Annotated in this window: 16 protein-coding genes; 7 read left to right on the top strand and 9 right to left on the bottom strand. The window is 71.0% G+C overall.

Going from position 1 to position 21,305, the window contains the following annotated elements:
* Nucleotides 1-18: 18 nt before the first annotated feature.
* The 3 genes from KBX00_RS16245 to KBX00_RS16235 are packed head-to-tail and all read right to left on the bottom strand — an operon-like array spanning nt 19 to nt 4,888.
* The gene (locus KBX00_RS16245) at nt 19-1,212 is read right to left on the bottom strand and encodes an osmoprotectant NAGGN system M42 family peptidase (protein WP_210827792.1); all 1,194 of its coding nucleotides are present in this window, start codon (nt 1,210-1,212) and stop codon (nt 19-21) included.
* Entirely contained in the window at nt 1,209-3,101 is a 1,893-nt protein-coding gene (ngg, locus tag KBX00_RS16240; protein WP_210827790.1) for an N-acetylglutaminylglutamine synthetase, read from the bottom strand. The genes KBX00_RS16245 and ngg overlap by 4 nt, the downstream gene beginning before the upstream one ends.
* 2 nt (nt 3,102-3,103) lie before the next feature.
* On the bottom strand, nt 3,104-4,888 hold the full coding sequence (locus KBX00_RS16235; protein ID WP_210827788.1) for an N-acetylglutaminylglutamine amidotransferase: 1,785 nt from the start codon (nt 4,886-4,888) through the stop codon (nt 3,104-3,106).
* Nucleotides 4,889-5,234: 346 nt separating this feature from the next.
* Here KBX00_RS16235 and KBX00_RS16230 point away from each other — a divergent pair, with 346 nt between their 5' ends.
* A complete protein-coding gene (locus KBX00_RS16230) occupies nt 5,235-11,414 on the top strand; it encodes a hypothetical protein (protein WP_210827786.1) in 6,180 nt (2,059 codons plus the stop codon).
* 72 nt (nt 11,415-11,486) lie between these two features.
* Here the strand turns inward: KBX00_RS16230 and msrA are convergent, their stop codons facing one another.
* The 4 genes from msrA to KBX00_RS16210 all read right to left on the bottom strand — a co-directional run bounded on the left by msrA (nt 11,487) and on the right by KBX00_RS16210 (nt 13,715).
* Nucleotides 11,487-12,149, bottom strand: coding sequence for a peptide-methionine (S)-S-oxide reductase MsrA (msrA, locus tag KBX00_RS16225; RefSeq protein ID WP_210827784.1), 663 nt, complete (start codon nt 12,147-12,149; stop codon nt 11,487-11,489).
* Nucleotides 12,150-12,223: 74 nt separating this feature from the next.
* Nucleotides 12,224-12,640, bottom strand: a complete 417-nt coding sequence (locus KBX00_RS16220; protein ID WP_210827782.1) for an HIT family protein — start codon at nt 12,638-12,640, stop codon at nt 12,224-12,226.
* Nucleotides 12,641-12,693: 53 nt separating this feature from the next.
* Entirely contained in the window at nt 12,694-13,386 is a 693-nt protein-coding gene (locus KBX00_RS16215) for a nucleotidyl transferase AbiEii/AbiGii toxin family protein (RefSeq protein WP_210827781.1), read from the bottom strand.
* A gap of 2 nt (nt 13,387-13,388) precedes the next feature.
* Complete coding sequence (locus KBX00_RS16210; protein ID WP_210827774.1) at nt 13,389-13,715, bottom strand: hypothetical protein; 327 nt, start codon at nt 13,713-13,715, stop codon at nt 13,389-13,391.
* Nucleotides 13,716-13,791: 76 nt separating this feature from the next.
* On the opposite strand from KBX00_RS16210, the gene KBX00_RS16205 reads away from it, so the two are divergent.
* The 4 genes from KBX00_RS16205 to ilvA are packed head-to-tail and all read left to right on the top strand — an operon-like array spanning nt 13,792 to nt 18,612.
* Nucleotides 13,792-14,934 (top strand): cystathionine gamma-synthase, encoded by a 1,143-nt coding sequence (locus tag KBX00_RS16205; RefSeq protein WP_210827772.1) that lies wholly within the window; start codon nt 13,792-13,794, stop codon nt 14,932-14,934.
* 16 nt (nt 14,935-14,950) lie between these two features.
* Nucleotides 14,951-16,360, top strand: a complete 1,410-nt coding sequence (locus tag KBX00_RS16200; RefSeq protein WP_210827771.1) for an amidase — start codon at nt 14,951-14,953, stop codon at nt 16,358-16,360.
* A 42-nt stretch (nt 16,361-16,402) separates the two neighbouring features.
* Nucleotides 16,403-17,389, top strand: coding sequence for a DUF4328 domain-containing protein (locus KBX00_RS16195; RefSeq protein ID WP_210827768.1), 987 nt, complete (start codon nt 16,403-16,405; stop codon nt 17,387-17,389).
* A gap of 2 nt (nt 17,390-17,391) precedes the next feature.
* Nucleotides 17,392-18,612 (top strand): threonine ammonia-lyase, encoded by a 1,221-nt coding sequence (gene ilvA, locus KBX00_RS16190; protein ID WP_210827765.1) that lies wholly within the window; start codon nt 17,392-17,394, stop codon nt 18,610-18,612.
* Between the two features lie 61 nt (nt 18,613-18,673).
* Here ilvA and greA read toward each other — a convergent pair whose 3' ends face one another.
* Nucleotides 18,674-19,171 (bottom strand): transcription elongation factor GreA, encoded by a 498-nt coding sequence (greA, locus tag KBX00_RS16185; RefSeq protein WP_164446063.1) that lies wholly within the window; start codon nt 19,169-19,171, stop codon nt 18,674-18,676.
* Between the two features lie 111 nt (nt 19,172-19,282).
* A complete protein-coding gene (locus tag KBX00_RS16180) occupies nt 19,283-19,717 on the bottom strand; it encodes a DUF4307 domain-containing protein (RefSeq protein ID WP_210827763.1) in 435 nt (144 codons plus the stop codon).
* A 221-nt stretch (nt 19,718-19,938) separates the two neighbouring features.
* Between KBX00_RS16180 and mca the strand changes: the two genes are divergently transcribed.
* Nucleotides 19,939-20,820, top strand: a complete 882-nt coding sequence (gene mca / locus KBX00_RS16175; protein WP_210827761.1) for a mycothiol conjugate amidase Mca — start codon at nt 19,939-19,941, stop codon at nt 20,818-20,820.
* 48 nt (nt 20,821-20,868) lie between these two features.
* Nucleotides 20,869-21,165, top strand: a complete 297-nt coding sequence (locus tag KBX00_RS16170) for a hypothetical protein (protein ID WP_210827759.1) — start codon at nt 20,869-20,871, stop codon at nt 21,163-21,165.
* Nucleotides 21,166-21,305 lie beyond the last annotated feature (140 nt).

Here is a 21,305-nt window from a genome sequence, read left to right as displayed (position 1 = left end):
CTGCCGTCGCCGCCGCGGTCAGGCGCTCTGGGCGATGCCGATCGGGCCTTCACGGGGGCCGTCGGCGTTGGCCGGCTGCACCGCCAGCGACGGGAAGTCCGCCAGGTCGCCCTCCGGCTCGGCGTCCCACTCGGGAAACACCAGGTCGCTCTGGAGGTAGAGGCAGATCAGCTGGGCCAGGTGACGCAGCCCTTCCAGGTGGGTGCGCTCGTGACCGTGGGTGGCGTCGACACCGAAGCCGAGCAGCGCCACCCGGGCGTGTGCCCCGGCCTCCACCGCCGCCGCCACGTCCGAGCGGTAGTAGTCGAAGACGTCCCGGACGAGATCCACGTCGTGTTCCCGGGCGATCGCCGCCAGGTTGCGGGTGAGGTGGTAGTCGAACGGGCCCACGCCGTCGCCCATCGCCAGGGTGGCGGAGTGCTCGCGGGACTGCTGACCGGGGGCGACCACCGCCGCGTCCACCGAGACGATCTCGGCCACGTCGGGGTCGAGGCCGTGGGACGCGCCGTGGCCGATCTCCTCGGTCACGGTGACCAGCAGATGCGCCGTCACGGCGGGCTTCACCCCGGCGTCGACCATCGCCTTCAGGGCGGCGAGCACCGCGGCCACGCCGGCCTTGTCGTCCAGGTGGCGGGACTTGACGTACCCGCTGGGCGTGACCGTCGGGTTGGTAAGGAACGCCACGAAGTCGCCCGCGTCGATGCCGAGCGCCCGCAGGCCGGCGAGATCCTCGACGGGCTCGTCGACGCGTACCTCCACCTGCTCCCAGCCGAAGCCCTGCAGGTCGACGCCCTCGTTGTAGCGGTGGCCGCTGGCCTTGAGCGGCAGCACCTGACCGGTGACCACCCGGTCCAGGTCGTCGGTGAAGATCCGGACATGAGCGCCCTCGGCGAACCGGGCGCTGTGCGTCCCGATCGGCTTCAGCTCCAGCCGGCCGTTCTCCTTCAGCCGCTTGACCATCCCGCCGATGGTGTCGGTGTGCACCACGATGGCCCGGTCCGCGCCGGTCTCGCGGGGTCCGGGCAGGCAGGCGCTGAGCGCGCCCCGGCGGGTCAGCGTCGACGGGATGCCGAGCGCCGACAGGCGCTCGCCCACGTACTGCTGCACGTGGTCGGTGCGCCCCGAGGGGCTCGGTATGTCGAGCAGCTCGACCAGCACCTGACGGAGGTAGTCCAGGTCGATGGGGAGCGGAGTGGTCTTGCGTACGGTCATGCCCCAGATGGTGCCGCACCCGCTGGCGTCCACAGCTTCTGCGGTGCCCGAGTCCCGGGAAAGAGCAGATCCACGAAGCGTTCGGCGGTGGGCTGCGGCTCGTGGTTGGCCAAGCCGGGCCGCTCGTTGGCCTCGATGAAGACGTGCTCGGGTTGATCCGGTGCCGGCACCAGCAGGTCGAGCCCGGTGACCGGGATGTCGATGGCGCGGCTGGCGGCGACACATGCCTCGGCGATCAGCGGGTGCAGGTCGCCGGTCACGTCGTGGATGGTGCCGCCGGTGTGCAGGTTCGCGGTGCGCCGCACCGCCAGCACCTGCCCCTCCGGCAGCACGTCGTGCAGTTCGTAGCCGGCCTCGGTGACCACGTCCCGGGTCATGTCGTCGAGCGGGATGCGGGATTCGCCACCCGTGGCGGCGGCCCGGCGGCGACTCTGCCGCTCGATCAGCTCGGCGATGTCGTGCACACCGTCGCCGGTGATCGAGGCGGGCCGGCGTACGGCGGCGGCCACCACCTCGTGATCGATCATGACGACCCGCAGGTCCTCGCCGGAGCACAGCTCCTCCAGCAGCACCTGCGGGCAGAACCGGGCGGCCAACTCGACGGCGGCGGTCAGCGCCTCCGGGGTGCGTACCCCGACGGTGATGCCGTTGCCCTGCTCGCCCCGCGCCGGCTTGACCACCAGCTGGCCCACCTCGGCCAGGAACTCCGCGTCGGCGGCGTCGCCGGTGGCGGTGCGCCCGCGTGGCACCGACAGGCCGGCCTCGGTCAGGATCCGGCGGGTGACCCGCTTGTCGTCGCAGCGGCTCATCGCCACCGCCGAGGTCAGCTCGGACAGCGACTCCCGGGTGAGGATGGTCCGGCCGCCACTGGTCAGCCGCAGCTCGCCCCACTCCGGGTCGGTCACCTCCACCCGGATGCCCCGCCGCATCGCCTCGTCGGCGACGATCCGCGCGTACGGGTTCAGCCCGTCGTAGCCGATCGGCATGGCCGGCAGGAACAACCGCTCGTTGATCGGGTTCTTCCGCTTCACGCAGAGCGTCGCGGTCCGGTAGAAGCCGAGCCGCTCGTAGAGCCGGATCGCCCCGGCGTTCTCGGCGAGCACGGACAGGTCCACGTACCCGCGGCCCCGGGCCACCAACCGGCTCGCCAACTCGGTGATCAGCGCCTGCCCGGTGCCGGGCGGGGCCTGGTTGAAGTCGACGGTCAGGCACCACAGGCTGGCGCCGTTGTCCGGGTCGTCGAAGACCGCCACGTGGTCGATGCCGGTGATGGTGCCGACGATCTCGCCGGTGACCGCCTCGGCCACCAGGTGCAGGAACCGGTCGGTCGCGGCGTTGTCGACGAGCACGTCGACCGGGGCGGTGACCATGCCGTTGGCCGCGTAGATCCGGTTGACCGCGTCGGCGTCGGCGGCGTCGCGCAACCGACGGATGCGTACCCCGGGCAGCTCGTTGCGGCCGTCGAGCGGTGCCGGCGTCTCGGCGGTGCCGGCCTCCTCGGTCGTCCCGGCACCGGGACGGGGCCCGCGACGGTCACCGCCGAGCGGCAACCGGAAGGTCAGCGACGGGTCGATGAACAACTCGTCGGGCAACCGGGAGACCAGCACGTGCGGATCCCGCAGGTAGATGCAGATGTCCCGGGCGCCGGCCGCCTCGGAGCGCAGCACGTCGGCGACCGCGGACTGGTCGGCGAAGGTCTGGCCGAAGACCAGCCGCCCCCAACCGCAGTCGACGATCACATCCGCACCGGTGCCCGGGCGTTCGTCGGCGGTCGGGTCGGCGCCGCCGGTGGCGATCGGATCACCGCCCGGCCCGACCCGCTCGTACCGTCTGCCCGCGCCGCGGCCCCGGTCGGTCCGGGCGACGCCGGTGGCCAGGGTGTCGGTCACGGTCAGGCGATTCCGTGGCTCTGGAGCCACATTTCCAGGAGTCCGAGTTGCCACAGCTTGTTTCCGTTCAACGGGGTCAGTTCGGCGTTGGGCGCGTCGAGCAGGGCGTTGACGTAATCGGTGCGGAACAGGTCGCGGCGACGGGCCTCCGGAGCGGACAGCGCGTCGCGTACCCGGTCGAGGAGCTTGCCCTCCAGGTGCGTCAGGCCCGGCACCGGGAAGTAACCCTTGGGCCGGTCGATGACCTCGTGCGGCAGCACACGACGGCCGATCTCCTTCAGCACACCCTTACCGCCCTGTGCCAGCTTCAGCTCCGGCGGACAGGCGGCGGCCAGTTCCACGAACTCGTGATCCAGGAACGGCACCCGGGCCTCCAGCCCGTGCGCCATGGTCATGTTGTCGACCCGCTTGACCGGGTCGTCGGTGAGCATGATCTGCGTGTCGATCCGCAGGCCGGCGTCGACCGCGGTCTGCGCGCCCGGCCGCGCCAGGTGCGCGGCGACGAACTCCCGCGCCGGGTCGCCGTCGGCGAGCCAGTCGGGGTTGAGCACCCGGGCCAGGCCGGCGCCGTCGCGGTCGAAGAAGGCGCGGGCGTACGTGTCGAGGGCCTGCTCCCGGCCGACCTGCGCGAGCGGTGGGTACCAGTGGTAGCCGCCCAGGATCTCGTCGGCGCCCTGGCCGGACTGGACCACCTTGACGTGCCGGGACACCTCCTGGCTGAGCAGGTAGAAGGCGACGCAGTCGTGGCTGACCATGGGCTCGCTCATGGCCGCGACGGCGGCCTCCAGCGGCGGGACCAGATCCTGTGCGGCGACCCGGATCTGGTGGTGGTCGGTGTCGAAGGTCTTGGCGACCACGTCGGAGTAGCGGAACTCGTCACCCTCCCGGCCGCCGACCGCGTCGAAGCCGATGGAGAAGGTCGACAGCCCGCGCTGCCCCTCCCCGGCCAGCAGGGCCACCACCAGGCTGGAGTCCAGCCCACCGGAGAGCAGCACGCCGACCGGCACGTCGGCGACCATCCGCCGGCGCACGGCGGTGGTGAGCGACTCGTGCAGCGCGTCCTGCCACTCCCGCTCGGACCAGCCGGCGTGCTCGTCGCGGCGGAGGAACGGTGGGTCCCAGTAGACCCGCTCGTGGCTGCGGCCGTCGGCCTCGTAGACCCGCACGGTGGCCGGTGGCAGTTTGCTGACCCCGCGCAGGATGGTGCGCGGCGGCGGCACGATGCTGTGGAAGCTGAGGTAGTGACCCAGCGCGACCGGGTCGATGCTGGTGTCCACCCCGCCGCCGGCCAGTAGCGCCGGCAGGGTGCTGGCGAAGCGCACCAGGCCGGCGGACTCGGCGAGGTAGAGCGGCTTGATGCCGAGCCGGTCCCGGGCCAGCACCAGGCGGCCGGTGTCCCGCTCGGTGATCGCCACGGCGAACATGCCGACCAGGTGGTCGACGAAGTCGAGCCCCCACTCGGCGTACGCCTTGACGACGACCTCGCTGTCTCCGCTGGAGAAGAAGTGGTGACCCTTGGCCTGCAGCTCGGCACGTAGCTCGCGGTAGTTGTAGATGCAGCCGTTGAAGACGCCGGCCAGGCCGGCGGCGGAATCGACGATCGGCTGACCGCTGGCCGCCGACAGGTCGATGATCTTCAGGCGGCGGTGGCCGAGGGCGACCGGCCCCTGTGACCACACCCCGCTGCCGTCCGGCCCCCGATCGCACATGGTGGCGGCCATCCGTTCCACCGCTGCGACGTCGGCACGCGTCGCGTCCCGTCGGAACTCCCCAGCCAGTCCGCACATGTGTGCCCATGCTGCCAGAGGATGTTGCGATTAGCCCGTTGAGTCCATGACGGTCGTGTAACAGGATTGCTAGAATCCGCGACCTTGCGATCAAGTCGTCGTCATGTTTCCTCGTACTGTGACGTTTCCGGCCCGTCTTCCGACGTCTGGGTGGTTTGTCGCCACCGAAAAGATGTGACCATCGCCGCAACCGGGGCGCTGTTCGACGAGGGCTGACGGGTCGTCCGGTCCTCGCGGCATGGACCGTCGGGGTGATCTCATCGTGGATCGTCACACCTACTCTGGTGGCACTCGGTCGCTGTGGCGGTGACGGTACGCATCCGGTGTCGGTGAGGAGACGGTCGACGTGGGTCCGATCGGTGGCACTCTCGTCGGCTGGCTGGTGGAGGCGGGAGCGACCTGGGCGAGTCGGCGGGGCCTGACGCTGCTGCTCGGCGACGAGCAGCAGCGGGAACTGCGCGGGGTGGTACGTCGGGCGCTGGAGGAGACCGCCCGGGTCGTACCCGCGACGATGGACCCGGCCACCCGGGCAGAGCTTCCCCGTATCCTCGCCGAGCACTCCTCGCCCATCGACCGTCCCGAGTTGCTTGAGGTCGCCAATCTGCCGGAGGCGCTGCGCACCTGGTTCGCCCGGTTCGACGAGCCACCGGTTGACGGCGGCGACGGGTTTCTCGCCGCGCACGGCATCTCGGTCGACGATCTCGTCGCCGAGATGGCCCGGCAGATCAGGCACGAGATCGATCAGGCCGGGCTGACCGGCGGCGGGCTCGCGCCGATCGCTGACTGGCTCTGGAAGCAGGACCTGATGGCGAGCGTCGAAGCGGCGCTGCGGGCGTTGCCATCGGGCGAGCTGCCGCTCGACCCGGTGGAACTGGCCGTCGCCCTCGACAGCTATCTGAGCTGGGTGATCCGCCTGCACCGGCGGCTGCGAATTCCCGGTCTGCAGGGCCAGCGCGGCGTGGTCGAGGTGCCGCTGGCCCAGGTCTACGTGGCGCTGCGGGTCGATCCGACCAGCCCGAGCGAGCGCGCGGCGGCGCAACAGATGCTTCTGCGTGACCTTGAGGAGATCGTGCAGAGCAGTGATCACACTCCGGAGCAGGAATCCAGGTTGCTGTGGTTGCTCCAGGCGGACCTGCCGGTCGCCGATCATCTGGCCACGGCCGAGCGGCTGGCCAGGTTCCGGGGCGAGCGCGACGCCCTGCTCAACATCGCCGAGTTGCACGAGCACAGCAGCCAGGTCGTGGTGCTCGGGGACCCGGGCAGCGGCAAGACCACCATCATGCGGTGGCTCGCCCTGATGCACGCTTACGCCCTTCGCGACCACGCCGCCGAGGTCCGGGTGCCGGTATCCAAGATCGACGCCAGTCGGACCGGCGAGTCCGCCGTGGTCAGTCTCGGTCCGCCCCTGCTCCCGGTGCTGGTCCGCATCGCCGAGTACGCCGAATGGCGCCAGCGCAGGGCCGACGGTCAGACCCTCCTGCTGGATTTCCTCGCCGAACTCAGCTGGCTCGGCTCCACCGCGCCGTGGACGAACGACTGCGGCGAGCATCGGGTCGGTACCGCCATCCCCACCCGGCTCCGTCGGGAACTGGTCCAACGGGCCCTGAGCGAACAGCGGGCCCTGATCATGATCGACGGGCTGGACGAGGTGAGCGATCCCCGGGAGCGCGTCGAGATCTCCGAGGCGGTCACCGAGTTCCTCAGGGTCTGGTCCCGCCCGGAAAGCGACCAGATCCAGGCCCCCGGCCCCGGGAACAAGATGGTGGTCACCAGCCGGATAGCCGGCTACCACCTGCGGCCGCTACCGGCCGCCATCACCCACGTCACCGTCGAGCGGATGACCGACGAGACGGTGGCGGTCTTCATGCGGACGTGGATGCGTGAGGTGGGCGCGATCCTGCACGGCGAGTCGTCGTCCGGTTGGGTCACCACCGACTCGGACGAGCAGGCCGATCGGCTGCTCGAGTTGCTGGGCGCTCCCGAGGGACGCTACGTGCGCGAGTTGGCCACCAACCCGTTGCTGGCCGGAACCATCGCCACGATCTACCACACCGAGCGGGGACAACTGCCCCGGCAGCGGGTCGAGGTCTACCAGAAGGCCGTCGACCGGCTGGTGGACCTGTGGTACGAGCGACTCAGCCGCGCCGAGGTGGACCGGCTGCGCGGCCACATGTTCGCGGTCCTACGCGCGGTGGCGTACCACGTCCACCGGCACAAGCCGTCCGGCGTGATCGCCGAGCCGGAGTTCCGGGACGTCTTCCGGCAGGAACTGGCCCGGCTGCGCCCGGACGCCGTCGAGGAGATGCTCGAATCGCTGCTGCGGGCGATGCGGGACGAGGTCGGACTGCTGGCCAGCAGCGCGCCGGGTGCCTACCGCTTCTCGCACCTGACCTTCCAGGAGTTCCTGGCCGCGCAGCACCTGATCACCCGCTCCGACGGCGGCGCGGGTGCGATCCTGGAACACCTCGGGGATCCCCGCTGGCAGGAACCGATCCTGATGCTGATCGCCCTGGTCAACTGGCAGCAGAAGAGCAAGATGCCGGAGCTGGTCCAGGCCCTGCTCGACGCGTCGGGTCGGCTCGGGACCCTGTTTCCCGAGTCCGCCCTGCTGCTCGCCGGCGCCATCGCCCAGATGACCGACGTGGCGGACGCGACCGTGCAGGCGGTGCTCCGCCGGCTGCTGACCAGCTACCGGGACCTGATCCTCCTGGGCCGGCTGCCCCAGGCCCGACGCCTGATCGAGGAGGCCATCCGGCGGCTCCGGGCGGGTGAGCACCTGTCGGTGGTGGACGCGACGCTTGCCGACGCGTTGATCAACCCGGTCGACGGTGCGGAGTCGGCGGGCACGATTGCCAGGCTGGTCCGTGCCGTCGAGATCGCCACGCCGGAGATCGCCGACGCGCTGCACCGGGCGGCGTCCCGCTGGGACAGCGAGGAACTCGGCTTCCCGATAGCCGAGGCGCTGACCCTGGTGGTGTCACCCGACCCGAAGAGTGGCCCGAGGGTGGATCCCAACGCCATCCTGCGGGTGCTGCCCATGCGAATGGCCCTGCGGCGGGACAGCGCACTTGTCGCGCGGATCCGCCAGGACCGTAGATGGCTGGCCCTGATCACCGCGTTGTTCGGCGGGTACGCCGACCTCGACGCCCGAACCCACCTCTACCAGTTCCGTCAGATGGTCAACTACCTACAGTTGGACGACCATCTGCGGGACGCCTTCCTCGGCTACTTCGGCCGCATCTGGGGCCGGGACGACCCGGTCTACGCGATGGCCGTGCATCTCGACCGGTCCGGTGAGGAGGAGTCGAAGCGGGCCGCGGAGCCGCCCGTCTTCACTCCCGATTCGATCACCCGGGACTCACCCCTGCGCCGGGAGATCCTCACCGCGTTGCGCCGAGACGATCTGCCGGGTCTGGTCGATCGTCTCGGCCAGGAAGCGTCGGCACCGGACGACGAGCGTCGGGCGGAGGCGGTCGTGGCCCTCTGGGCGCTCGGGCGCGACGTCAGCCAGCGGGTGGCCGGGGATCCGGTGGCCGCCGCCGCGCTGCGACGGCGGGCCGGCGTCCTGTCGGTGACGCTGCGCGACGCCGCGCTGCGGGCCGCCGGCACCGGCTCGGAGGCGCTCACCGCTGCCGCCCGGCAGTTGCCCGTACGGCTGTGGGAGAACCTCCTGGACGCGGTGATCGCGGTGTCTCTCCAGGCCGGCGCGGAGCCGATCACCCTGGACGTGCGGAAACTGCCGGTCCGGACCCGGCGCAAGGCCACGGTGGAGGAGATCGCCGCCCGTCGCTTCGGCGGGTACGGCAAGGACCGGGCCTACCTGGCCGCGACATTCCTCGACGTCGGCGTACGTGCCGGTCTCTCGCCCGGCGCCCTGATCGGAGCCATGAACGATCTCGGTTCGGCCCGGCACACCGACTACTCGCTCAACGGCCACTCGTGGCCCGCCGACCCGCTGGCCTTCGCTCACCGTGACCTCTGGGACGTGCCGACAACCGTGCTCGACATGTTGGTCCGGGTGCCCGAGCACTTCGTGTTCGCCCGGTCCTGGGCACTGGGTTCGGTGCTGCCGAAGGTGGTTGCCGGGAATCCCCGCCTGGTGCCCGAAGTGCTGGCGGTGACGCTCGGTGAGACCGTCGATCGGCACCGGTCGACCAGCCGGTACGACCCGACGTTGAACGAGTCCGACGACCCCGTCGAGCACGTGCGGCGGCTCGCACACGCGGTGGCGGATCCGTGGCATCGGGCCCGTGCCCTGGCCCGACTGGCCGAGGCGTGTGTGGACCGGCGCGCGGAACTGGCCCGTGAGGCGGGCCTGGCCTGCGCGGAACTGATCGATCCGAGCCAGGCGTTCCAACTGCACGAGTGGCTGGCTCGTCTCGTCACCGATCCGCAGGAACGGCAGCGGCACATCGACGCCTGCGCCAGGGAGGCCGCCCGGATCAGCGACCCGGCCGACGAGGTGCTGGCCTGGTTGCGGGCGGCCCGGCTGCGGCCGGCACCGTACTCGGACGAGCTGATCCGGCGCGGGATCGACGCGATAGGCCGGGTCACCGCACCGGACGAGCAGGCCCGCCTGCTGCACCTGGTACGCAACCGGTACACCGACCAGCACGACAGGTACGCGACGGTGCAGGCGATGACCGCCGAGTTGGCGAGGCCGGTGCACCTGGCGTACGTGGAGAGCGCCTGGGGTGAGGTGATCGACGCCCATCTGCCAGTGCTCACCACCGGCGAGACGGGCGTGGAGACGTGGACTCCGGTGGTGCTCTACGCACGCGCCGTCGACCACTGCCGCCAGGCGAAGCTCGCCGGTGGCGAACCGGCGCCCCGGATTCTCAGCACTGACGGCTCGCCGTTGGTGCCGGCCACCGGTGCAGTGATCAGGCAACTCGAACGGGAGCTGGCGGTGACCGGGGAGGCCCCGCTCCGTCCGGTGCTCGGCCGGCTGGTAAACCTCGACCCGGACAGCGAACCGGCGATGCGCCGCTGGTTGGCGCACCCTTCCCCGGCGGTGACCGGGATCGCCGCCCTGCTGCTCGGCGAGTACCGCGGCTTGACTGACGAGCTGCTGGAGCCGCTGATGGCGCTGGTGCGCCAGGAGGACGACGCGCTACGGCACCGGGCCCGGCAGGTGCTCTCGATCGGCCTCGCGCCCATCCGCACCCTGAGCCGGGTGGGCGCGGCCACCCACCTCAAGGCGTTGTCGTACGCCGAAGAGGTGATCGACGACGAGCCGGCGCTCGCCCAGAGCCTCTACTGGCTGCCGCAGTCGGTGCTGTTCGACCTGCCCACGGTGCTCGCCGAGTGGTGCGAGCGAGCTGAGCAGGGCGGCTGGCGCCTGCCCGAGGCGATAGCGTTGGCGCACACCCAGGCGATGACGGACCCGGTCTGGCGGATGCTGTTGACCCGGTTGGCGTCGGGCTCGGCCGCCGTGCAGGCCGTCCTGATCCAGTCGGTGGCCCGCATGCTGTACCGGTCACGTACCGACGAGGGCGAGTGGATCCACGACGAGCACGCCCGGCTGCGGATGACGCCACAGCGTTGGGCGGAGTTCTGGGCGGTGACCCGACGACTTGATCTTGACAAACTGCACGAGCCGCCGGTGTATCTGCTCCATCCCGGTGCGGTGCTCGGCGCCGTCGACGCTGCGCTGCTGGCCACCGAGGGTGAGCTCACCGACGGCAGCGTCGAGGCAGCCGCGCAGCAGCTGCGTGAGGCGTGCGCCGCCAGCTTCGGCGCGATCCTCACCCTGCCCGAGCAGGAGGCCCTTACGGCGCTGTACTGGTTCGGCGTGTCCAGGCATGCCGAACCAGCCAAACCCGGCAGCGTCGTTGCGGCCTACCACGACGCCGTCCGGCACCGGGAACGCAGCGGCTGGCCGTGGGTCGAGCTGCTGGTGCGCTGGTGCGAGTCGCTGCTGACCGAGTCGGTGAACGATCCGTTCGACGGGGCACCCGCCGTACATCTGCGGAGCCACCTGCTTCAGGTCACCGCCGCGGCGGTGAGTCTGAAGCGGGACTCCTTCCGCCAGCAGGTCGATGCCGCGCAGTTCGAGGTGCTGCTCGCCGACACACTGCGCTACCACTGGAGCTTCGTCGGCCGGCAGTCCGCCGCCCGGATGCTCGGTATGCTGCGGCGCGGCTCCGACATCGGTCTCTCCGCCCTGCTCGCCGCACTCAGCGATGTGACCGAGGTGCAGGGCGCCGCGATGGAGGCGATCCCGCTGCTCCGCCAGCTCGATCACCGGGTCGTGGCGGACCTGGTGGCTCTGTTGCACCACCCGAGCAGCACCGCTGCCTGGGCGGCGGCGCAGCTGCTCGCCACCATCGGCCAGGCCGTGAACCTGCCCGACCAACTCCGAGCGCAGATCATCGACGCGCTGGCCGACGCGCTGCGCGATCCGCGAGCACACCGGACGGTGCACTTCGGGTACACCGCTGCGGCGATTCCCGAGATGCCCGAGCTGGACGACACCTTCGCCGAGGCGCTACGCGACGTCTATCGCTTCGGGCAGACCAGCTGAAATCGTTCCCACCCAGGCGTTCGGGAGCCGCCCCGCCGAACGTGGAGCGGCTCCCCTCCCTTGGCGCGGCGTTCAGCCGGCGGTGCGGGCCACCCCGACCGGGCAGCTCAGCCCGTTCGGGCCGTGATTGCAGTAGCCGTTCGGGTTCTTGGTCGGGGCGAGGTACTGCTGGTGGTAGTCCTCGGCCAGGTAGTAGTCACCGAGCCGGGCGATCTCCGTGGTGATCTCGCCCTTGCCGGCGCGGGCCACGATCGGCGCGAACGCCTCCCGGGACGCCTCGGCGATCGCCAGCTGCTCGTCGGTGCTGGCGTAGATCGCGGACCGGTACTGGGTGCCCACGTCGTTGCCCTGGCGCATGCCCTGGGTCGGGTCGTGGTTCTCCCAGAACACCTTCAGCAAGTCCTCGTAGCTGATCTTCGTGGGGTCGTACACGACCTCGACTGCCTCGGTGTGCCCGGTCATCCCGGAGCAGACCTCCTCGTAGCTCGGGTTGGGGGTGTAACCACCCGCGTAGCCGGCGGAGGTGGTGAAGACTCCGGGCAGGGTCCAGAACAGGCGCTCGGCGCCCCAGAAACACCCCATACCGAACACGGCGACCTGATAGCCCTCGGGGAACGGGCCCTTCAGCGGGGTCCCGAGGACCTCGTGCCGGTCGGCCACCGGCATCGCGATGGGACGGCCGGGCAGGGCCCGGTCGGGTGAGATCATCTCGGCCTTCATGCGGCGGAGGAACACGGTGGGACTCCTTTCGTACCCTTCCCCGCGTGCAACACCGGCGGACCCCGCTTCCTTACCCGCGTGGCGCCCCGTCAGGCCGCCAGCGCCGTCCGGACGCGCGCCGCGTACGAGGTGGCCTCGGCGTCGTCGGCGTAGCGGGTGCGCGGCCAGAAGAAGCCGCGCAGCCCGTCGCCCTTCGTCCTGGGCACCACATGGGTGTGCAGGTGCGGCACCGACTGGGACACCCGGTTGTTCATCGCCACGAAGGTGCCGCCGGCGTCGAGACCGGACTCGACCGCGACGGCGATCCGCCGAACCAACCCGAAGTAGCCGGGCAGCGACTCCGGCGGCAGGTCGGCGAGGGTGACCAGGTGGGCGCGCGGCACCACCAGCACGTGCCCCTTGAACACCGGCCGGGTGTCCAGGAACGCCACCCCGTCCGGCTCGTCGGTCACCCGGAACGCCGGCACCGTACCAGCCACGATCCCGCAGAACACACACTCCGCCACCCGGCCAGGTTAGGCCCGACCGGATGCCGCCGCCGGCCGCACCGCGCCGCCTGTCACAGCCGGTCGAGGTACGCGTCCCATTCGTCACCGGCCACCGAGACCGGACCGGTCTCTCCGTTGGCCAGCCGGGAACGAATGTCCGCCTCCCAGCCGAGGGCCCAGCCACGCAGCTCGACGATCCTCGGGTCCGTCAGCCCGTAGGCGGTGAACGTATCGTTGTCCAGCTCACCGATGGCACCAAGCCTGTCAGCCAACTCCTCCAACGAGAATCCGACCGTGTGCCGGGCACCCAGAGACTCCAGGTCGGGCCAACGGAGGCGGTCGTTGGCGGCGTGGATGTCGATGTAGTCGCGGTGCGCAGCGCGCTCATGAAGCGCTCGCATCTTCAGTCCCACCGCGTCGTCAAAGGCGAGAACCGGCCCAAGGCTGAGTGCGGCGGGTGGTCCGATCGCCTCTTTCAACAGGTCAACCTCGCAGGCTTGACCCGTGGCCGTGACCATCAACCGTGCCATTCGTGCGGTCGCCTCGACGATGCGCGCGCCGAATCCGGCCGCGACGTAAGCATCGACAAGGCGGGCGGCGACGACTGGTAGGGGGAGGGTGGTAGCGGTCGCGAAGTCGATGTCCCGTGACGGTCGTTTGACGAGTTCGTGAGCGGCGAGGGCGTATCCGCCAGCCAGGACCAGCCCGAGGTCGTCGCCAGCAGCGAAGCCGACGCGCAGCAGCCGAAGGTGTAGTTCGTCCACACTCAGGAAACGAGTTCGGGAAGCTGACGTTCCCAGATCGCCACCAGACGCCTTGACGTGAGCCGCCTGATGCGGGGCCAGTCGTGGCGGAGCAGCGTCGCGTTGACGTAGCGGACGATGTCGTCACGCTGGCCGCAGTCCAGCAGCGTCCGGTAGAGAGTCAGCCGTTGCCGCGGATCGGCGATGTCGAACTCGGTGAGGCCCGACCAGGCCAACCGCAGGGGCAGTACGACGTGGCCACACTCCGGCCCGGTGAGCTGGTCCAGCGACGTCGGGATGCGGTCGGCCGCGCCAGCCAGGCGAGACGGCAGGGTTTCCGTCGGGCTCATCGGCCAAGTATGACCCAACTGGCCGGCAGGGTGGGTTTCATCCGGTGGCACGGGCGGGAGGACTAACGTCTGCGGAATGACGCACGGCTTCGAGACGCTCGCCATCCACGCCGGCCAGGACCCCGAGGCCCGTACCGGCGCGGTGATCCCACCGATCTACCAGACCAGCACGTACGCCCAGGACGCGGTCGGCGCGCCCCGGCTCGGCTACGAGTACAGCCGCTCCGGCAACCCCACCCGCGACGCGCTCCAGGAGTGCCTGGCCGCGCTGGAGGCCGGCCAGGTCGGCCTGGCCTTCGCCAGCGGCCTCGCCGCCGAGGACAGCCTGCTGCGTACCGTGTGTGGACCGGGCGACCACGTGGTGATCCCCGATGACGCGTACGGCGGCACGTACCGGCTCTTCGCCAAGGTCGCCGAGCGGTGGGGCCTGGCGTACACCCCGGCCCGGGTCTCCGACGCGGACGCCGTGCGGGCCGCGATCCGGCCCGGGGTCACGAAGGTGGTCTGGGTGGAGACCCCGACCAACCCGCTGCTCGGCATCGCCGACATCGCCACCCTGGCCGCCGTGGCGCACGACGCCGGGGCGTTGCTGGTGGTCGACAACACGTTCGCCTCGCCGTACCTGCAACAGCCGATCACGCTCGGCGCGGACGTGGTCGTGCACTCGACCACCAAGTACGTCGGTGGGCACTCCGACGTGGTCGGTGGCGCGCTTGTCGCGGCCGACGCCGAACTCGGCGAGCAGTTGCGCTACCACCAGAACGCGATGGGCGCGATCAACGGTCCGTTCGACGCCTGGCTGACCCTGCGCGGTATCAAGACCCTCGGGGTACGCATGGACCGGCACTGCGACAACGCCGAACGGATCGTCGCGTACCTGGACGGGCACGCCAAGGTCGGTCAGGTGCTCTACCCGGGCCTGCCCACGCACCCCGGGCACGAGGTGGCGGCGAAGCAGATGCGCCGGTTCGGCGGCATGATCTCCTTCCGCGCCGCCGGGGGTGAGGAGCACGCCGTCGAGATCTGCAACCGGGCCCGACTCTTCGTGCTCGCCGAGTCCCTCGGCGGGGTGGAATCCCTGATCGAGCACCCGGGTCGGATGACACACGCGAGTGCTGCCGGCTCGCCGCTTGAAGTTCCCTCCGATCTCGTGCGACTGTCTGTCGGCATCGAGACGGTCGAAGACCTGCTCGCCGATCTGGAGCAGGCGCTGGGCTGACCGCTGGCTTGGGAGGGTGGCCGTGCAGGACATCATGCCGACCTGGGTCGGGGCGACCGCCAAACAGATCGCCCGGGGCGTACGCCGGGGCGACGTCTCCGCCACCCAGGTGCTCGCCGACCACCTCGACCACGTCGCCAAGACAGACGTCGACCTCGCCGCGTTCCGCGCGGTACGCGGCGGGGCGGCGGTCACCGAGGCGGAGAAGGTCGACGAGCAGGAGGACCTGGCGAACCTCCCGCTGGCCGGGGTGCCGGTCGCGGTCAAGGAGAACACCCCGGTGGCCGGGGTGCCCACCTGGAACGGTTCCGCCGCCGTGCGTACCGCCGTGGCGGAGGCCGACCACGAGGTGGTCCGCCGGCTGCGCGGAGCCGGTGCGGTGATCCTCGGCGTCACCCGGATGCCCGAGCTGGGCCTGTGGGGCAGCACCGACGACGAGACCGCCGTCACCCGCAACCCGTGGGACCTGTCCCGCACCCCCGGTGGTTCCTCGGGTGGTGCGGCCGCGGCGGTGGCCGCCGGACTGGTGCCGATCGCCCACGGCAACGACGGTCTCGGCTCGATCCGCATCCCGGCCGCCTGCTGCGGGCTGGTCGGCCTGAAACCCGGTCGCGGTGTGGTGCCCTGTCAACTCGGCGCGGAGGACTGGTTCGGCCTGGTCGAGCACGGCATGCTCAGCACCACCGTCGCCGACGCGGCGGTCGGCTTCCAGGTGCTCGCCGGCCGGGCCCAGGCAAAGCTCGTGCCGCCGCAGCGCCTGCGGGTCGGCGTGTCGCTGCGGTCTCCCGTGCGAGGTGTCTCGCCCGACGCGCCGAACCGGGACGCGGTGGCCGCCGCAGGTCGGCTGCTCGCCGGTGCCGGGCACGACACCGTGCCGGCCGACCCGGTCTATCCGACCGCGCTGGGCCTGAAGGGCGTCGCTACCTGGTTCGCCGCGGCGGCGGCGGACGTACGCGGCGCCGGGGTCGACCGGCGTGCCCTGCAACGCCGCAGCCGCCGGCACGTCGCGCTCGGCGAGTGGGCGTGGCGGCGCGGGTACGTCCGGGAGGCCGACCGGCTGGCCTGGCGGGAGCGGTCGATCGGTTTCTTCACCGACCACTCGGTGGACCTGCTGCTCACCCCGGCGCTGGCCAGCGCGCCGCCGCCGGCGACCAGCTGGTCGACCCGCTCCTGGCAGGCCAACATGGTGGCCAGTATCCGGTACGCCCCGTACGCCGCGCCGTGGAACATCGCCGGCCTGCCCGCCCTGGTGGTGCCGGTGGGCCGACGCCCGGACGGGCTGCCGCTCGCCGTGCAACTGGTCGGACCGCCCGGCTCGGAACTGCTGCTGCTCGGCGTCGCCGGTCAGTTCGAGATGGCGAGCCCGTGGCCTCGGCACGCACCCGGTTACCCGCGTGTCGGAACGGGCTGGCCGGCCAACGCTTGATCATCTAGGCTCCTCGGCACCGCGACGGGAGGACCGCCGAGCATGCGCTGCCACACCTGCGACACCGAGACCGACGTACGCACCAGGGAGTGTCCGACCTGCCGCACGCCGGTCGGTGCGCCGGCCCTCCACCCGGGTGCCCGGGTGCGAACGGTCCGGGGCATCGGTCGGGCCACCTCGGTCGCCGTCGCCGCGACCACCGCGTTCCTGCTGCTGACGGTGGCCGTGCAGCCGGTGAACGCGCTGCTCGCCGAGCGGGCGGCCGACACCCGCGACAGCGAGACGTTCCTGCTCACCGCGGGGGTGCTGGAACTGGTGCCGGCTCTGCTCTACCAGTTCGTGTTCCTGGTCGCGATCGTGCTCGTCATCGTCTGGACCTGGCGGGCCCGCAAGAACCTGGACGCCTTCCCGGGTGCCGGGCCCACCAACTCCGACGGATGGGCGATCGCCGGATGGCTGGTGCCGTTCGTCAACTTCGTGATGCCGCACCGGGTGGTGGGCAACATCGCCCGGGAGAGCCTCTGGCGGCTGAGTACCCCTGTGCTGGTGCACGTGTGGTGGGGAAGCTGGCTGGTGTTCCTCTTCGCGGAGCAGAGGTTCTCGCGCTCCACCGCCGCCGATTACGAGGCGTTGCCGTACCCGCGGACCTCGTCCGACTTCCAGGCGTACGCCGACCACTACCTGAGGGCAACCGGTGAGTACCTGGTGCCCGCGATCTTCTGCACGGTGGCGGGAGGTTCGCTGATTGTGCTGATCCGGAGCATCTCCGCGGCCCAGACCGCCCGAATCGAACGGTCGATGCCCGCCGGCCCGATCCTGCCCGGCATGACGATGGCCGGGCCGGCCGGCACGTCCGGCGCCCCCGGTGCTCCGCCGCCGCCCGGCCCGTCGGACCCGGCCGGTGCGCCGGCCCCGGCTGCCTCCGCGCCGGCCCCGGCCGTCCCGGCACCGGTACCGCCGACCGGTCCGTTGCCGGCTGTTCCGGGTCAGGCGTCGCCGACGCCGGGCGGGGCGGGTGGCACGATCTAGGCATGACGGAACTGGTCAGCCTGGACGAGGTGCGCGCGGCACGGGAACTGCTCGACGGGGTAATCCGTACCACTCCGCTGGAGCCGTCCCGCCCGCTCAGCGCCGCGCTCGGCGGGCCGGTCTGGCTCAAGTGCGAGAACCTTCAGCGGGCCGGGTCGTACAAGGTGCGCGGCGCGTACGTGCGGATCTCGCGGCTGTCGGCGCAGGAGCGTGCCCGGGGCGTGGTCGCCGCCAGCGCCGGCAACCACGCGCAGGGTGTGGCGCTCGCCGCCGGCCTGGTCGGCACCCACGCCACCGTCTTCATGCCGGTGAACGCGCCACTGCCGAAGGTGGCGGCCACGAAGGGGTACGGCGCCCAGGTCGAGCTGATCGGCGCCACGGTCGACGAGTCGCTGGTCGCGGCGCAGACGTTCGCGGAGCGCACCGGGGCGGTGCTGATCCATCCGTTCGACCACCGGGACGTCATCGCCGGGCAGGGCACGGTGGCGCTGGAGATCCTGGAGCAATGCCCGGAGGTCACCACGATCGTCACCGGAGTCGGCGGGGGAGGGCTGATCTCGGGGTTGGCGGTTGCCGCCAAGGCGCTCCGGCCGGAGGTTCGGGTGATCGGGGTGCAGGCGGCCGGCGCGGCGGCCTTCCCGCCGTCACTTGTCGCGGGTGAGCCGGTCCGGCTGCCGGCCTTCACCACCATCGCGGACGGGATCGCGGTCGGTAGGCCGGGCGACGTCACCTTCAGCCATGTCCGCAAGCTGGTCGACGACATGGTCACCGTCTCCGAGGAGGACATCTCCCGGGCACTGCTCATGCTGCTCGAACGCGGTAAGCAGGTGGTGGAGCCGGCCGGGGCGGTCGGCGTGGCCGCCCTGTTGGCCGGGGCGGTCGAGGTGACCACGCCGGCGGTGGTGGTGCTCTCCGGTGGCAACATCGATCCGCTGCTGATGTTGCGGGTGATCGAGCACGGACTGGCGGCGGCGGGTCGCTATCTGCGGGTCACGGTGCGCTGCTCGGACCGGCCCGGACAGCTGGCCTCGCTGTTGAGCGAGATCGCCGAGCACCGGGCGAACGTGGTGGACGTGGTGCACCAGCGGGCCAACCCGCACCTACACCTCGGTGAGGTGGAGGTGGCGTTGTCGGTGGAGACCCGAGGTGTCGAACACTCCGACATGCTGATCAGCGCCCTGCGGGCCAGCGGCTATCAGGTGACCATCGCACCAGAGGCGTGACGCGGTGGCGCGTCACGCCTCTGGACACGATCGGACTGCCGGCTTGGCCGGCGGACGACGGTCAGCCGGAGAAGGGCTCGAAGCTGACCACGGTCACCTTGATGTCGGCGCCGCTCGGAGCGGTGTAGGTGCAGGCCTGGCCTGCCTTGCCACCCAGGATCGCCTGGCCGAGGGCCGACTCGGGGCTGTAGACCGTCAGGTCCGTGGTCGAGGCGATCTCACGTGAGCCGAGCAGAAACGTCTCTGTGTCGTCGGCGTCGTCGTCGAAGTAGATCGTCACGACCATCCCGGGCGCCACGGCGTCGACGGTCGGCGCCTCGCCGACCTGGGCCGTGCGGAGCAGCTCCTTCAGGTAGAGGATGCGCCCCTCGGCCTTGCCCTGCTCCTCGCGGGCGGCGTGGTAGCCGCCGTTCTCGCGCAGGTCGCCTTCCTCACGCCGGGCGTTGATCTCGGCGGCGATGACCGGCCGGTTGGCGATCAACTCGTCGAGCTCGCCCTTCAGGCGGTCGTACGCGTCCTGGGACAGCCAGGTGGCGGGCGCCTCGTTGCCATTGGACACAGGCGGTCCTCCTCAGTAGTGCGTGCTGGCTGACAGGTGAACCTCCAAGTTACCAGTGCCCTACGACAAGGAGTGTCGGCGATCACGCCGCGCGGACGACCTCGCCGAACCTCAGGCGGCGGGTCGGCAGCGGACGACCTCACCGATGAACGGCCGCGCTGTGGTCACGAGGCGGTGCCGGACGGTGACGTGCGGCTGCCCGGCGACGGCGGTCACCGGCACCGCCTCGCGGGCCACCTCGGCGCCGGCGTGGTCCCGGGCGCGCAGCACGCACACCGCCGAGTCGCCGTCCGGCAGGTTCACCCGGAAGTCGACCACCACCTGGTCGTCCGTGATGTCGCCGTAGCTGATCACCTGAGCGTCGTACGCCGGATCGCCGTACTGCCGGTAGAGCCGGACCGAGACGAGGGTGAGCGCCGCGACCACGACGACGGCGAGCAGCGCGGCCAGCACCGGGCGGCGGCGCCGCGGCGCGCGGCGGCGGCCGTACCGACCGGGCGGGAAAACCGGTGCGTCCGGTCCAAGTGTGGCGTGCGTCTCGGTCACCGTGGGGTATCTCCCTGGCGTTGTTGTCAGCGGTATCGGCAAGAATGGCAGAGTCCGCCATTCCTGTTCGACTCGGTCGCCAGATCTGGCTCAGCGTCGCGTACGGCTGGGGTCAAATATGACAGGCCGGCGCGGTCCGATGCCGCTACGGGGAGGAATCCGGCAGGTCAAACGGGGGCCCGGGGCGGGTCGCCGGTGGGCAGAGACGAGGAGCGCCGACCTTGGCAGAGCAACTTCGACTCATGGCCGTTCACGCGCACCCAGACGACGAGTCGAGCAAGGGCGCCGCGACGATGGCAAAGTACGTCGCCGAGGGGGTTGACGTGCTGGTCGTGACGTGTACGGGCGGTGAGCGGGGCAGCGTGCTCAACCCCAAGCTCGACCGTCCCGACGTCTGGGCGAACATCGCCGAGATCCGTCGCGCCGAGATGGACGCGGCGCGGGCGATCCTCGGCATCGAGCAGGCATGGCTGGGTTTCGTCGACTCCGGTCTGCCCGAGGGCGATCCGCTGCCGCCACTGCCCGAGGGTTGCTTCGCCCTCCAGGACGTGGACGTGGCCGCCGGTCCGTTGGTGCGGCTGATGCGTGAGTTCCGTCCGCACGTGGTCACCACGTACGACGAGGAGGGTGGCTACCCGCACCCGGACCACATCATGTGCCACAAGGTCAGCGTGGCCGCCTTCGACGCGGCAGGTGACGCCGAGCGCTACCCGGAACTGGGTGCGCCGTGGCAGCCGCTCAAGCTCTACTACGACATCGGCTTCTCCAAAGGCAAGATCCTGGCGTTGCACGAGGCGGTGCTCGCGACCGGTGCCGAGTCGCCGTACGCGGAGTGGCTGACCCGCTGGGAGGACCGGCCGGACAAGGGGCCCCGGATCACCACCCGGGTGCCCTGCGCGGATTACTTCCCGGTGCGCGACGACGCGCTGCGGGCGCACGCCACCCAGGTGGATCCGGACGGCTTCTGGTTCCAGGTGCCGATGGAGTTGCAGCAGCGTGCCTGGCCGACCGAGGATTTCGAGCTGGTCCGGTCGTCGGTCGACAGCCCGATGCCGGAGTCGGACCTGTTCGCCGGCGTGCGAGGGACGGCCCATGCCCGCTGAGTGGGCGGCGGGCTACCCTTGTCGCACACCGCGACCCGGAGGAATCCCATGCTGACCGCTGCCCAGGTGCTCACCCAGAACAACTTCGGGGACACTCGCACGGGTGGCCTGGCCGGGCCGATGGGCCTGTTCCTCATCCTCGTCCTCGGTGCCGCCACCGTGCTGCTGATCCGGAACATGAACGCCCGGCTGCGCCGGCTGCCGGACCGGTTCCCGAGCGAGGGGCCGACGGCACCCGGCACGGAGTCGATGGACCGCTCGGTCGATGATCCGACAGGTGGGATCGTGACGCAGGATTCATCCACGGATGCTCCCAACGGTCACAAGCAGCGCCGCGACGGCTGATCGGAGCATGATTCACGTCGAACCGGATGGTCGACCCCTGTTGCGACCATCGGGTTTGGCTTAGCCTTCCGCCGGGGGGACCAGAAGTCCTCAAGCTGCGCGGGAGGGGGCGCCGATGACCACCGCAGTCGTGTCCGCCC

Origin of the sequence: Micromonospora sp. C95 (genome assembly GCF_018070465.1) — a bacterium.
In the GTDB taxonomy this organism is placed as follows: Bacteria; Actinomycetota; Actinomycetes; order Mycobacteriales; family Micromonosporaceae; genus Micromonospora.
Note: the sequence above shows the minus strand (reverse complement) of the source record. Positions and strands in the feature narration are given on the sequence as shown.